This is a genomic window from Pseudomonas sp. SDO5522_S412, assembly GCF_054071215.1.
Genome location: NZ_JBSVWQ010000159.1, coordinates 1 through 13,056, shown reverse-complemented (window position 1 = coordinate 13,056; position 13,056 = coordinate 1). Strand labels below are relative to the sequence as shown.

The 13,056-nt window shown below is 63.5% G+C and carries 8 protein-coding genes; 7 read left to right on the top strand and 1 reads right to left on the bottom strand.

What is annotated here, in order from left to right:
* Positions 1 to 131 precede the first annotated feature (131 nt).
* Positions 132 to 4,991: an NAD-glutamate dehydrogenase gene (locus tag ACW9I6_RS24130; RefSeq protein ID WP_102604668.1), complete on the bottom strand. Its 4,860-nt coding sequence runs from the start codon at positions 4,989 to 4,991 to the stop codon at positions 132 to 134.
* Between the two features lie 468 nt (positions 4,992 to 5,459).
* Here ACW9I6_RS24130 and ACW9I6_RS24125 point away from each other — a divergent pair, with 468 nt between their 5' ends.
* The 7 genes from ACW9I6_RS24125 to ACW9I6_RS24095 all read left to right on the top strand — a co-directional run bounded on the left by ACW9I6_RS24125 (position 5,460) and on the right by ACW9I6_RS24095 (position 12,972).
* Entirely contained in the window at positions 5,460 to 5,816 is a 357-nt protein-coding gene (locus tag ACW9I6_RS24125; protein WP_457339924.1) for a hypothetical protein, read from the top strand.
* A gap of 310 nt (positions 5,817 to 6,126) precedes the next feature.
* A complete protein-coding gene (locus ACW9I6_RS24120) occupies positions 6,127 to 7,086 on the top strand; it encodes an AAA family ATPase (RefSeq protein ID WP_003218556.1) in 960 nt (319 codons plus the stop codon).
* Between the two features lie 5 nt (positions 7,087 to 7,091).
* Positions 7,092 to 8,024, top strand: coding sequence for a DUF58 domain-containing protein (locus ACW9I6_RS24115; RefSeq protein ID WP_003218540.1), 933 nt, complete (start codon positions 7,092 to 7,094; stop codon positions 8,022 to 8,024).
* On the top strand, positions 8,021 to 8,515 hold the full coding sequence (locus ACW9I6_RS24110; RefSeq protein ID WP_003218539.1) for a DUF4381 domain-containing protein: 495 nt from the start codon (positions 8,021 to 8,023) through the stop codon (positions 8,513 to 8,515). The genes ACW9I6_RS24115 and ACW9I6_RS24110 overlap by 4 nt, the downstream gene beginning before the upstream one ends.
* A complete protein-coding gene (locus tag ACW9I6_RS24105) occupies positions 8,508 to 9,596 on the top strand; it encodes a vWA domain-containing protein (RefSeq protein ID WP_008433043.1) in 1,089 nt (362 codons plus the stop codon). The genes ACW9I6_RS24110 and ACW9I6_RS24105 overlap by 8 nt, the downstream gene beginning before the upstream one ends.
* The gene (locus ACW9I6_RS24100) at positions 9,593 to 11,335 is read left to right on the top strand and encodes a tetratricopeptide repeat protein (protein ID WP_457339923.1); all 1,743 of its coding nucleotides are present in this window, start codon (positions 9,593 to 9,595) and stop codon (positions 11,333 to 11,335) included. The genes ACW9I6_RS24105 and ACW9I6_RS24100 overlap by 4 nt, the downstream gene beginning before the upstream one ends.
* Entirely contained in the window at positions 11,332 to 12,972 is a 1,641-nt protein-coding gene (locus ACW9I6_RS24095) for a BatD family protein (protein WP_457339922.1), read from the top strand. Before ACW9I6_RS24100 ends, ACW9I6_RS24095 begins: the two co-directional genes overlap by 4 nt.
* Positions 12,973 to 13,056 lie beyond the last annotated feature (84 nt).

Here is a 13,056-nt window from a genome sequence, read left to right as displayed (position 1 = left end):
GGGACTGCTGCGCAGCCCAACGGGAGCAAGCTCCCTCGCCACAAGTTGAGATAACACGCCGATAATCAAATGCAAAAAAGCCCGATATCTTTCGATACCGGGCTTTTGGTTTTACCGCTCAATCAAGCCAGTTACAGCACCGATTGACCGCTCATCGCCAGGTCCAGCAACTCACGGTTGGCTACCGCGTACATGGCGTAGTCCGTGCCGACTGCAGCACGAATCTCCACCATCATGGTGCGCCAGCGATCAGCCATGTCCTGGTGCTGCTCAAGCCACAGGGCCACGCGGGCTTCCATGTCTTCTGGCGCATCGGCCATTTGCAGTACGGAAATGGTGATCGCCCGTTGCTGCCAATCCACGTCATCGCGGAAGGCTTCGCGGGCCTGGGCCTGCCAGTTGTTGCCCACGGGCAGGCTGCTGATCTGCTGCAGGTACCACGGCAAGTCCAGGGCGCTGCCGACGGCGAAGTAAGCCTTCGCGACGTCTGCCGCACTTTGGCCTGTCACGTCGGCGGCTTCGATGATTGGCAGCAGGGTGTACAGGTGGGTAGTGCCTGCAACCATGCGCGCCAACAACTCCGGCACACCGGCTTCGACGTAAGCCTGGTAACGGTTCTGCCAACCTTCGCGGGTCGGGCCTTCCAGCAGTTCGTCGAGCTTGAGGCCCAGCGCGGCAAGGTGCGGACCGAAGTGCGCAACATCACGTCCCGCATCCTGTTCGTTGCGACGGCTGCGCAGGAACCAGCGCGTGGCACGGCGGCCCAGGCGCATCAGCTCGTCCATCAGCTCCAGTTGCACATCGGCCGAGACCTGGTGGTCCAGGGCTTCGATCTGACGGAACCAGTGCGGGAGGTGGAAGATGTCTCGCACGATCACGTAGGCGCCCGCCACGTTCGCCGGGCTCATGCCGGTGGACTCTTTGAGGCGCTGAACGAAGGTGATGCCCATGTGGTTGACCAGGTCGTTGGCGATCTGGGTGCTGACGATCTCGCGCTTCAGACGGTGGCGACGCATGGCTTCGGAGAACTTCGCCACCAGGCTCGGCGGGAAAGCGGTCTCCATGTCACGGGTCAGGTAGTCGTCATCCGGCACCAGGGATTTGAGCAACGCTTCCTTGAGGTCGATCTTGCTGTAGGAGATCAGTACCGACAGCTCCGGACGGGTCAGGCCCTTGCCCGCAGCGGCGCGCTCGTTGAGCTGCTCCTCGGTCGGCAGGTACTCGATGGCGCGGTCCAGCTTGCCACGGCCTTCCAGGTCGCTCATCAGGCGCTTGTACTCGGCCACGCGCTCGAAGGCTTTGCGGGCAGCCAGGGACAGGGCCTGGGTTTGCTTGTAGTTGTTGCCCAACACCAGGCTGCCGACTTCGTCGGTCATGCTCGCCAGCAACTGGTTGCGCTGCTTGTCGGTCATGTCACCGGCCTGCACCACTTCGTTGAGCAGGATCTTGATGTTCACTTCGTGGTCGGAGCAGTCCACACCACCGGCGTTGTCGATGAAGTCAGTGTTGGAACCGCCGCCATTGAGGCCGAATTCCACACGACCCAGCTGCGTCATGCCGAGGTTACCGCCCTCGCCCACCACCTTGCAGCGCAGCTCGTTGCCATTGACGCGCAGGGCGTCGTTGGCCTTGTCGCCCACATCGGCGTGGCTCTCGGTGCTGGCCTTGACGTAAGTACCGATACCGCCGTTCCACAACAGGTCCACCGGTGCCTTGAGCAAGGCATTCAGCAGTTCGGTCGGGGTCAGCTTGTCGGCCTGGATGTCGAAGCGTTCTTTCATCTGTGGCGAGATGGCAATGCTCTTCGCGCTGCGCGAGAAGATACCGCCGCCTTCGGACATGATGCTGGTGTCGTAGTCGGTCCAGGCCGAGCGCGGCAGGTCGAACAGGCGCTGACGTTCAGCGAAACTGTTGGCCGGGTTCGGGTTTGGATCGATGAAGATGTGCAGGTGGTTGAAGGCCGCGACCAGTTGCAGCTTGTCTGACATCAACAGGCCGTTGCCGAACACGTCGCCGGCCATGTCGCCCACGCCCACCACGGTGATGCTGTCTTGCTGGACGTTGATGCCGCGCTCACGGAAGTGACGCTGCACCCCCACCCACGCGCCCTTGGCGGTGATGCCCATTTTCTTGTGATCGTAACCGGCAGAACCACCGGAAGCGAACGCATCACCCAGCCAGAAGCCGTAGTCGATGGCGATGCCGTTGGCGATGTCGGAGAAGGTCGCAGTGCCCTTGTCCGCTGCTACTACCAGGTACGGGTCATCGTTGTCGTGGCGCACCACGTTCAACGGTGGCACCAGGGCGCCGTCTTTCAGGTTGTCGGTAATGTCCAACAGGCCGGAAATGAAGATGCGGTAGCAGGCGATGCCCTCGGCCGCGATCTCGTCCCGGCTGCCGCCCAACGGCAGGCGACGCGGCAGGAAACCGCCCTTGGCGCCCACCGGCACGATCACCGAGTTCTTCACTTGCTGGGCTTTTACCAGGCCCAGCACTTCAGTGCGGAAGTCTTCTTCACGGTCGGACCAGCGCAGGCCGCCGCGAGCGACGTTGCCAAAGCGCAGGTGCACGCCTTCAACCCGAGGCGAGTAGACGAAGATTTCAAACTTCGGCACCGGCTTGGGCAGCTCAGGAATCGCGTGCGGGTTGAACTTGAAGCTGAAGTACGACTTGTTCTGGCCGTTGGCGTCAGCCTGGTAGAAGTTGGTCCGCAGGGTGGCCTTGATCAGGTCCAGGTAGCGACGCAGGATGCGGTCTTCGTTGAGCACCTGAACGTCGTCCAGGGCCGTGAGGATCGCTTGTTCCAGGCGTTGCTGCTTGTCTTCGAGGTCTTCGGCGGTGAGCTTGCGCGCCAGGTAGAAACGGGTCTTGAACAACCGGGTCAACTCGCGGGCGATGTCGGTGTGGTTGTTCAGGGTACTGGCGATGTAACCCAGGTCGAAGCCCAGGCGAATCTGCTTCAGGTAACGGGCGTAGGCACGCAGCAGCGCCACGTCGCGCCATGGCAGGCCGGCCGTCAGCACCAGGCGGTTGAACGCATCGTTTTCGGCATCGCCGTGCACGATATGCACGAATGCGTCCTGCAGGGTGTCGTTCAATTGCTGGATATCGAGGTTCACGCCTTCGGCGGCGATGAACGCGAAATCGTGAATCCAGAACTCGCGGCCATTGGCATGACGCAGGCGGTACGGGAATTCACCCAGGACACGCAGGCCGAGGTTTTCCAGGATCGGCAGCACATCGGACAGCGCCAGCGGCGTATCGGCGTGATACAGCTTGCAATGCAGCTCGCGCTGGCCGGAAACCTGGCCCAGCGGCTGGTAGAAACTCATCACCAGCGGGTTGGCTTCGGTCAGGCTGAGCAAGTGCTGCATGTCGACCACGGCCGAATGCGCGGCGAAACGCTCGCGGTAGCCGGCCGGGAAACCTTTCGGGAAATCAGCCAGCACGTTGGTGCCATGGGCTTCGCCGAAGCTTTCCACCACCAGGCTGGAGTAGTCGTCCTGCCAGCTGCGGCAGGCCTGCACCACTTCTTTTTCCAGTTGCAGCGGGTCGATGTCCAGGCGGTTCTTCGGGTCTACCCGCAGGATCAACTGCACGCGAGCCAGTACGGACTCGGAGAAGAACGTCCAGAACTCGCAGTCCGAGGCTTTCAGGCGATCCATCAGCACTTGCTGGATCTTCTGGCGCACCTCGGTGGAATAGATGTCGCGCGGCACGTAGGCCAGGCAGTAGCAGAAACGGCCGTACGGGTCCTTGCGCAGAAACACGCGGATCTTGTTGCGTTCCTGGATCTGCACGATCGACATCACGGTGCTGAACAGCTCGTCCACCGGGGTCTGGAACAGGTCATCACGGGGCAGCACCTCGACCACCTGGGCCAGTTCCTTGCCCAAGTGCGCCTTGGCCTGGAAGCCCGAGCGACGCTCGATTTCCGTCACCTTGCGACGGATGTAAGGAATCACCCGCACGCTTTCGCCGTACACCGAGGAGGTGTAGAGGCCCATGAAGCGGCATTCCTTGATGACCTTGCCGTCGGCGTCGATCTGGCGGATCGACACGTAGTCCGGGTAGGCCGGGCGGTGCACGCGGCTTGGGTGTGCAGCCTTGGCGAACGACAGCACGGCCGGCTCACGCAGGTAGTTCACCGCGTAGTCTTCGATGCGCAGCTCGTCGGTAGTCAGGCCCGGGCGCAGCAGTTTGGTCAGACCGAGGAACGAGTTGGCGTCATATTCGATATGACCTCCGTCCGCCTCGTCACGTACCACGAACTCTTCATAGCCGAGGAAGGTGAAGTGGTTGCCCACCAGCCATTCCAGGAAGCTCTTGATCTCGGCTTTTTCTTCGCCGTCGATCACGTATGGGCTGGCGTCGATACCGGCCAGCAGTTCCTGGACCTTGGCTTTCATCGGTTCGAAATCGGCGACGGCAACGCGCACTTCGCCCAGTACCTGCTCAAGTTCCTTGCTCAGGACACTCAGCTCGGCGGCGTTGGCGCAGCGGTCGATTTCCAGGTACATCAGCGATTCTTGCTGAACGTCTTCGCCCTGGGTGCCTTTGGGCAGGATTTCCAGCAGTTCGCCCTTCTTGCCACGACGCACGCTGAGTACGGTGGTTTGCAGGGTGTGGATGCTGTAGCCACGGCGGTTCAGCTCGGTACGCACCGAGTCCACCAGGAATGGCAGGTCGTGGTGCAGCACTTCGACCGCAGTGTGGGTCGATTGCCAGCCATGACGTTCGTAATCGGGGTTGTAGACCCGCACTTGCGGTTGGTTGTGATCAAAGCGCTCAAGCAGGCGCCAGGCAGACAGGGTGCAACCGGCCAGGTCGGACAAGCGACGCTGGGTCAGTTCATCCAGGGAAATGATGCCGAAGAATTGTTCAGCGAACAGCGCCACTTGTGGCAGTGCCTGTTCACTGATGTGCTGCGCCAGTGCCGCTTGCAGTTGGTGCTGGAAGTCGGCTTTGCTGGCTGCGGTGAAGAACGCCATCTGTGGTACTCCGCTTGGGCTTGTTATTGATGGAAGCGTCGCGTGTTATCCCCTTGCGGGGAGACCGTCAGCTCTGTTCGCGGTCTACAGTAACGAATTCAGAGTGACAGGTGGGTGAAGCTGGACAAGACAATGAGGTCACATTCAACTTCCATAAGATGCGCACCTTGCCAGGTGACGGTACGACGGGCAGGTCAGACTCCTGGCGAGGCACATCCGTTGCGCAGCTTAACGAGTGTAGGAAGCAAGCTGCTTGCGACGCTGCGACATATTCGGTCATCGGCACGCTGCCGGCGGGTTGCGACTTGGGCAACCGGGTGTTTTCGGAGAAATCCCGGGGCGCCGAGTACCGGAAATGACTGATATTGCCCGCCAGGTCATGCCACAAGGTCTGACACACGATGCAGCACAAAATTCGCCGCAATGGCACAATTGCCCTGCTTCGCCCTCCCCCAGACAGGATTAACCATGCCATTGCAACTCACCACCGCCCACCTGATCGTCAACCCGTGCGATGACGAAGAAGACAACATGGCCATGCTCTGCTGCCACGGCGACAAGGGCGAGATGTTCATGGTGACCCGTTATCCGGACGAGGACGAGGTGGAAGTCACCTGGGATTACGAGCCGTCGACCCTGGACGGGCTGAAGATCACCCTGAGTGCCACGACACTGTTGGTGGAGATTGGCGCGGCGGATGCCGATGCATTGGGCGGCCACGATCAATTGGCAATCACCCACAGCACCGCCGAGTCGGATCTGGCCGAAGTGGAAGAAACCCTGCAGAACATTCTCAAGGGCACCGGGACCTATATCCGGGCCTAGTTGCCAAATCCGCACAATGTGGCGAGGGAGCTTGCTCCCGCTGGGCTGCGAAGCGGCCCCAATCCAGCCAACTGCGTTCTGCCTGGAAAAACTCGGCAGCCTTGCTGGGGCTGCTGCGTAACCCAGCGGGAGCAAGCTCCCTCGCCACAAAGGCAGGCGCCTATCGGAAAAAACCTCAGACATTTCCCACATTTCCCGAAAAATACCCCCCGCGCCGTTAGTCTCCACCCCCTCCGATGCATTAAAGTAACGCCCCCAGGCCTGGCATTTTTCGCAATGCCCAGTCTCACCTCTCCAGGAACCGTCATCGATGGAACATCGTGAAGCGCTGCTTGCGCTGCGAACCTTTCTTTCAACGCAGATTCTCGGCCAGGAAAAACTCATCGAGCGCTTGCTCATTGCCCTGCTCGCCGATGGCCATATGCTGGTTGAAGGCGCTCCCGGGCTGGCCAAGACCAAGGCCATCAAGGAGCTTGCCGAAGGGATCGAGGCACAGTTCCATCGCATCCAGTTCACCCCCGACCTGCTGCCCGCCGACATCACCGGCACCGAGATCTATCGCCCGGAAACCGGCAGTTTCGTGTTCCAGCAAGGCCCGATCTTCCACAACCTGGTGCTGGCGGACGAAATCAACCGTGCCCCGGCCAAGGTGCAGTCGGCATTGCTCGAAGCCATGGCCGAGCGCCAGGTCAGCGTGGGGCGCAGCACTTACGAGTTGTCGCCATTGTTCCTGGTGATGGCCACGCAAAACCCGATCGAGCAGGAAGGCACCTACCCGCTGCCCGAAGCCCAGCTCGACCGTTTCCTGATGCACGTGAAAATCGGCTTCCCCGATGCCGCCGTCGAGCGCCGCATCCTGCAGCAGGCCCGTGGCGAAGCCCTCAACGGTGAAACCAAGCCCGAGCGGCGCGTCAGCCAGCAGGCGATCTTCGCCGCGCGCAAGGAAATCCTCGGCCTGTACATGGCCGATGCGGTGGAGGAATACCTGGTGCAACTGGTCATGGCCACTCGCACCCCGGCCAAGTTCGATCCGGAAATGGCCGAATGGATTGCCTATGGCGCCAGCCCTCGTGGCTCGATTGCGCTGGACCGCTGCGCCCGGGCCCACGCCTGGCTGGCCGGCCGCGATTTCGTCAGCCCGGAAGACATCCAGGCGGTGCTGTTCGACGTGCTGCGCCACCGCATCATTCTGTCGTTCGAGGCCGAAGCGGCCGGCATCGACCAGGACCGCGTGGTGCAACGCATTCTCGACGTCGTTGCCGTCGCTTGACGTCCATGAACGCTGGCGATGGAACCCGTGTCACCCTGAGCGAATTGATCGAGATGCGTCATCGCGTGCGGGAAGTGCAGCTGTTTTCCACGCCGAGCCAGCGCAGCCCGCTGATCGGCCTGCACCACTCGAAACTGCGCGGGCGCGGGGTCGACTTCGACCAGGTGCGGGTGTATCAGGCCGGCGACGATGTGCGCACCATCGACTGGCGCGTCACTGCACGCACCCAGGAGCCCCACACCAAGCTGTTTCATGAAGAGCGCGAACGGCCGATCTTCATCATGGTGGAGCAAAGCTGCCGGCTGTTTTTCGGCTCGGGGCAGATGTTCAAGTCGGTACTGGCGGCCCAGGCCGCGAGCCTGATTGGCTGGGCGGCACTGGGCCATAACGACCGGGTCGGCGGGCTGGTGTTCGGTGACAGCGAGCACTACGAAATCAAACCCCGGCGCAGCAAGCAAAGCCTGCTGCAATTGCTCAACCGGTTGGTACGGGTCAACCAGAGCCTCAACACCGAACGCCGCCCCGAAGCCGACGCCCTCGGCATGGCCTTGCGCCGAGCCCGGGAAGTATTGCGCCCTGGCAGCCTGGTGATTGTGATCTGTGACGAGCGCGCCCTGACCGAAGGCGCCGAGCAACAGCTGAGCCTGTTGTCGCGGCATTGCGACCTGCTGCTGTTGCCGGTTTCCGACCCGCTGGACCACGCCCTGCCCGCCGCCGGCCTGCTGCGCTTCGCCGAGCGCGGCGCACAGCTGGAGCTGGACACCCTGAATTTTGATCTGCGCCAGGCCTACAAGGCCCAGGCCGAAGCCCGCAGCGCACGCTGGGAACTGCTCGCGCAAAAGCTGCGGGTGCTGTTGATGCCCTTGAGTACCCAGGGTGAAATGGTCGAGCAACTGCGCGAATACCTGAACCCGCAACGCCCGGTTAAAAAGCAATGAGCAGCCTCGACCAACTGCAACCCCTGATCGCCCCGCCAGTGATCGGCTTCTGGCCGCCGGCGCCGGGTTGGTGGCTGTTGCTGCTGATCATCCCGTTGGCGGGCTGGGGCCTGTGGTGGCTGCGCCGTTTCCTGCCAGCCAAGCGCCCATTGGCCCGTGCCGAACAACCCCTGGACCCGCTGCGCATCGCCGCCCTCGCCGAACTGGCGCTGATGCCCAAACCCTACGACGGCGCACCGGCCGGTGCCTGGCTGCAACAACTCAACGGCCTGCTCAAGCGCCTGTGCCGCAACGACTACCCCTACAGCCAGAGCCACACCCTCAACGGCCGCAAGTGGCTGGCGTTCCTCGACAACCGTTGCCCCGCTGCCGGCCTGACCCGCTGGATGGTGCTGGTGGAAGGCGCCTACAAGCCCGAATGCAAACTCGACGACAAGGCCATCGCCGGTCTGACCCAGGCCGTCGATACCTGGATTCGCAAACATGTTTGAGTTCGCCTGGCCGTGGATCTTTGCCCTGTTGCCATTGCCCTGGTTGCTGCGCCTCATCCTGCCGGTGGCCGACAGCGGCGAACCGGCGCTGAAAGTCAGCTTCCTCAGCGACCTCGAAGGCCTGGCCCGCCGCCGCGCGCGGGTCAACCTGCCGGGATGGCGCCAGCAAGCGCCGTTTGTGTTCCTGTGGCTGCTGCTGTTGACCGCCGCCGCCCGCCCGGAATGGTTGGGCGAACCCTTGCCGATTGCAGCCAGCGGCCGCGACTTGCTGGTGGCGGTGGACGTATCCGGCTCGATGGACTTCCCCGACATGCAATGGCAAGACGAAGACGTCAGCCGCCTGAGCCTGGTCAAGCACCTGCTGGGAGATTTCCTGGAAGGCCGCGAAGGTGATCGCGTGGGATTGATCCTGTTCGGCAGCCAGGCCTATCTGCAAGCGCCGCTGACCTTTGACCGGCGCACCGTGCGCACCTGGCTGGATGAGGCACGGATTGGCATCGCCGGTAAAAACACCGCGATTGGCGACGCCATCGGCCTGGCCCTCAAGCGCCTGCGCCAGCGTCCGGCGCAAAGCCGGGTGCTGATCCTGGTCACCGACGGCGCCAACAATGCCGGCGAAATCGACCCGCTGACCGCCGCCCGCCTGGCCGCCGAAGAAGGGGTGAAAATCTACCCGATCGGCATCGGCGCAGACCCCGAGCAAACCGGTTCCCTGGGCATCCTCGGCGTCAACCCGAGCCTCGACCTCGACGAACCGGCCCTCAAGGCCATCGCCGAGGCCACCGGCGGCCGCTACTTCCGCGCCCGCGACGGCAACGAACTGCTGAAGATCAAGGAAACCCTCGACCAGCTCGAACCCGTGGCCCAGCAACCCACCCAGGCCCGCCCCGCCCAGGCGCTGTACAGCGCGCCGCTGGCGTTGGCGCTGATCCTCAGCATGCTGCTGGTGATCCAGGAACGCTGGCCGGATAACGCCCTGCAACGCCTGTTCAGCAAACTCTCAAGCAAGGGCCGTTTCCTGCAACCCAATCCTGAATGGCGTGAACGCCTCAAACGCTTGCGTTTGCGGAGGCGTCGATGATCGCCCTGTGGCCGCACTGGTTCCGTCCCTGGTGGCTGTTGCTGCTGCCGCTGCTCGGCTGGTTGCTGTGGCAGTTGTGGCACCGCCAGAAACGCGCCGGGCGCTGGCAGATGATTCTGCCGCCGGCCTTCCACGCCGCGTTGCTCAGTGGCGGCAATGGTCGGGAGAGCAAATCGCCGTGGGTGGTGCTCGGCATCGCCTGGCTGCTGGCCGTGCTGGCGTTGCTGGGGCCGAGCTGGGAACGCGTCGAACAGTCCAGCCAGAAGCCCGCCGACCCGCTGGTGGTGCTGCTGGAACTGACCCCGGAAATGCTCGCCACCGACAGCCCGCCCAGCCGCCTCGAACAGGCACGGCGCAAGCTGTTCGACCTGCTTCAGGCCCGCAGCGATGCGCAGACCGCCATCGTGGTCTACGCCGGCAGCGCCCATACGCTGGTGCCGCTGTCCGACGACCTGGCCACCAGCCATAACCTGCTGGAAGCCCTGCGCCCCTCGATCATGCCCGAGCCCGGCCACCGCGCAGACCTGGCGGTGGAAAAAGCCCTGAGCCTGCTCAAGCATGGCGGCCTCGGCCAGGGTCGGCTGCTGCTGATCGGCTCGTCGCTGTCCAAGCAGGAACGCCAGGGGATCCGCCTGCAGCTGCAAGGCAACCAGGCGCCGAGCTTGTCGATCCTCGGCATTGGCAGCCGCGAAGGCACGCCGGTGACCCAGGAAAGCGGCGAGTTCCTCAAGGACGCCCAGGGCGCGATCCTCGTGCCGCGCCTGGACAGCCCGACCCTCAAGGCCTTCGCCAGCGAAATGGGCGGCCTCTACCGCCAGGCACGCCTGGACGACAAGGACCTGCGCCACCTCGGGATGCTGGACGGCCCGCAAAGCCTGCGCAATGACGGCCAACTGCTGCACCTCGACACCTGGGCCGACCAGGGTTATTGGTTGCTCTTGCCACTGCTGCTGCTCGCTGCCTGCGCCGGGCGCCGGGGCTGGCTGTTCTTCCTGCCGTTGCTGCTGTTGGGCGCGCCGCAGCCCAGCTATGCCTTCGACTTCCAGGACCTGTGGCTGCGCCCCGACCAACAGGGCCAACTGCTGCTGAAGAAAAAACGCCCGGCCGAAGCAGCCGAACATTTCGAAGACCCGCAATGGCAAGGCGTCGCACTGTATGAAGCGGGCAACTATGCCGAAGCCGCCAAGCGGTTTGCCGAAGGCAGCGACGCCTACTCCCACTACAATCGAGGCAATGCCCTGGCCAAAAGCGGCGAGCTGGAAGCGGCGATCGATGCCTACGAACAAGCCCTCGAAGCCCAGCCAGACTTGCAGCCGGCGCTGAAGAACAAGGCGCTGGTGGAAAGCCTGATGCAACAGGAACCGGAAAAAACCGAGCCGGCCAAGCCTGCAAAAAACGAGGATGACGAAACCACCCAACCCGGCCAGACTGCGCAACCGGGCGCCAGCAGCCAGACCGCCACCGGTGGCGAGCAGACGTCCCAAGGCCAGGGCCAGCCCGGCGCGACCGACACGCAAACCGGGGCCACGCCCCACGCCGGCAGCAACGAGGTACCCGGCAGCGAGTTGGGTGATGAACAAACCACCACCCCGCCCCTGCGCCCGGTCGACGGCACGCTTGAAGGCGAGCAGCGCCAGGCCCTGGAACAATGGCTGCGGCAGATCCCGGACAACCCCGGCGAGTTGCTGCGACGCAAATTCTGGTACGAACAGCAACAACATCAGGACAAGACTCGATGAACCGCTGCACCGCCCTTCTTCTCACCCTCGCGTTGTGGGCCAGCCAGGCCCAGGCCGCCGGCCTGGTGGCCAGTGTCGACCGCAGCCGCATCAATTCCGGGGAGACGGTGGAACTGACGGTGGAATCCAACGACGTCACGCTGTTCGGCAAACCGGACCTGGCGCCGCTGGACCCGCTGTTTGAAGTGAGCGGCACGCGCCAGATCAACCAGCTCACCACCCTGGGTGGCGATAACCACGCCACCACCCGCTGGATCATCACCCTGCTGCCCAGGCAGAACGGCACCGTGGTGATTCCGCCGTTGCAGATCGGCGAACTCAAGACCCAGCCGATCACCCTGCAAGTGGTGGAGACCGTCAGCCAGAACACCGAGGCCCAACTGGCTCCTGTGTTCATCGAAACCAACCTCGACCAGGACAGCGTCTACGTCCAGGCCCAGGCGTTGCTGACCGTGCGCGTCTACCACTCGGTATCGCTGTATGACGACAGCAGCCTCACGCCGTTGCAGGTCGCCGATACGCGCATCGAGCAGTTGGGCGAGTCGCGCACCTACGAGAAAGTCATCAACGGCATCCGCCACGGTGTGATCGAAACCCGCTATGCCATCTACCCGCAGCACAGCGGCACACTGACCATTCCGACGCAGACGTTCAGCGCCACCCTGGTAGAGCCACGGCCCGCCCAGGACAACAACCCCCAGGGTTCCAAGCCCGGCAAGCTGATTCACGTCAGTTCGCCGGAGCTGTCGTTGACGGTCAAGGCCAAGCCGGCAATATACCCGGCCGACGCTCCCTGGCTGCCGGCCCGCAGCCTGACCCTCACGGAAAGCTGGAACCCCGAGCCCGATCACGTACAGGTGGGCGACTCCCTGACCCGCAGTCTGACCTTGAAAGCCGAAGGCCTGGCCGGCGCGCAACTGCCACCGCTGGCACTGAGCGACATCCCCGGCCTGCGCCGCTACCCGGACCAGCCGGTGCTGAGCAACCAGAACAACGACCGTGGCCTGATCGGCAGCCGTGAAGACCGCGAAGCGCTGGTGCCCAACCGCGTTGGCGCGCTTGAACTGCCGGCGGTGGACGTGGTGTGGTGGAACACCCACGAAGACCATCTGGAACGCACCAGCCTGCCGGCGCGCACCCTGCAGGTGGCGACCAACCCGAGCCTGATCGTGGACACGCCGGCCAGCCCGACCGTGATCACCGCGCCGGACAACGACAGCCTGTGGATCTGGCAACTGACCAGCCTGATCCTGGCCTGCACCACCCTGCTGGGCTTCGGTTTGTGGTGGCGTGCACGCTGGCAGCCGGCGATTTTGCGTGCCGCGCAAACCGGCCCGAGCCCGCGAACTTTGCTGGACGACCTCAAGCGGGCGAGCCAGGCGAATGACCCGCAGGCTACGCGTCAGGCGCTGGATGCCTGGGCGCGACAGCAGCCGGAGACCCTGGCGGATATGGCGGCGCGGTTTGTGCCGTTGTCGGATGCGCTGGATGGGTTGAACGGCGCGCTGTACAGCGAGAGTGGGCAGTATTGGCAGGGAGAGGAATTGTGGCGGGCGGTGAAGGCGATTCCGATGGCGGAGCGCGAGCAGGACCCTGCAGGGGATAGCACCAGCTTGCCGCCGCTGTATCCCAAATAGCCCCCCTTGCAGAAACACCGCAAACCCAATGTGGGAGCGGGCTTGCTCGCGAAAGCGGTCTGTCAGTCACATATCTGCTGACTG

Excerpts from the sequence above, each read along its gene's own strand:
- ACW9I6_RS24130 (WP_102604668.1), bottom strand. The coding sequence starts at position 4,991 with ATGGCGTTCTTCACCGCAGCCAGCAAAGCCGACTTCCAGCACCAACTG.
- ACW9I6_RS24125 (WP_457339924.1), top strand. The coding sequence starts at position 5,460 with ATGCCATTGCAACTCACCACCGCCCACCTGATCGTCAACCCGTGCGAT.
- ACW9I6_RS24120 (WP_003218556.1), top strand. The coding sequence starts at position 6,127 with ATGGAACATCGTGAAGCGCTGCTTGCGCTGCGAACCTTTCTTTCAACG.
- ACW9I6_RS24115 (WP_003218540.1), top strand. The coding sequence starts at position 7,092 with ATGAACGCTGGCGATGGAACCCGTGTCACCCTGAGCGAATTGATCGAG.
- ACW9I6_RS24110 (WP_003218539.1), top strand. The coding sequence starts at position 8,021 with ATGAGCAGCCTCGACCAACTGCAACCCCTGATCGCCCCGCCAGTGATC.
- ACW9I6_RS24105 (WP_008433043.1), top strand. The coding sequence starts at position 8,508 with ATGTTTGAGTTCGCCTGGCCGTGGATCTTTGCCCTGTTGCCATTGCCC.
- ACW9I6_RS24100 (WP_457339923.1), top strand. The coding sequence starts at position 9,593 with ATGATCGCCCTGTGGCCGCACTGGTTCCGTCCCTGGTGGCTGTTGCTG.
- ACW9I6_RS24095 (WP_457339922.1), top strand. The coding sequence starts at position 11,332 with ATGAACCGCTGCACCGCCCTTCTTCTCACCCTCGCGTTGTGGGCCAGC.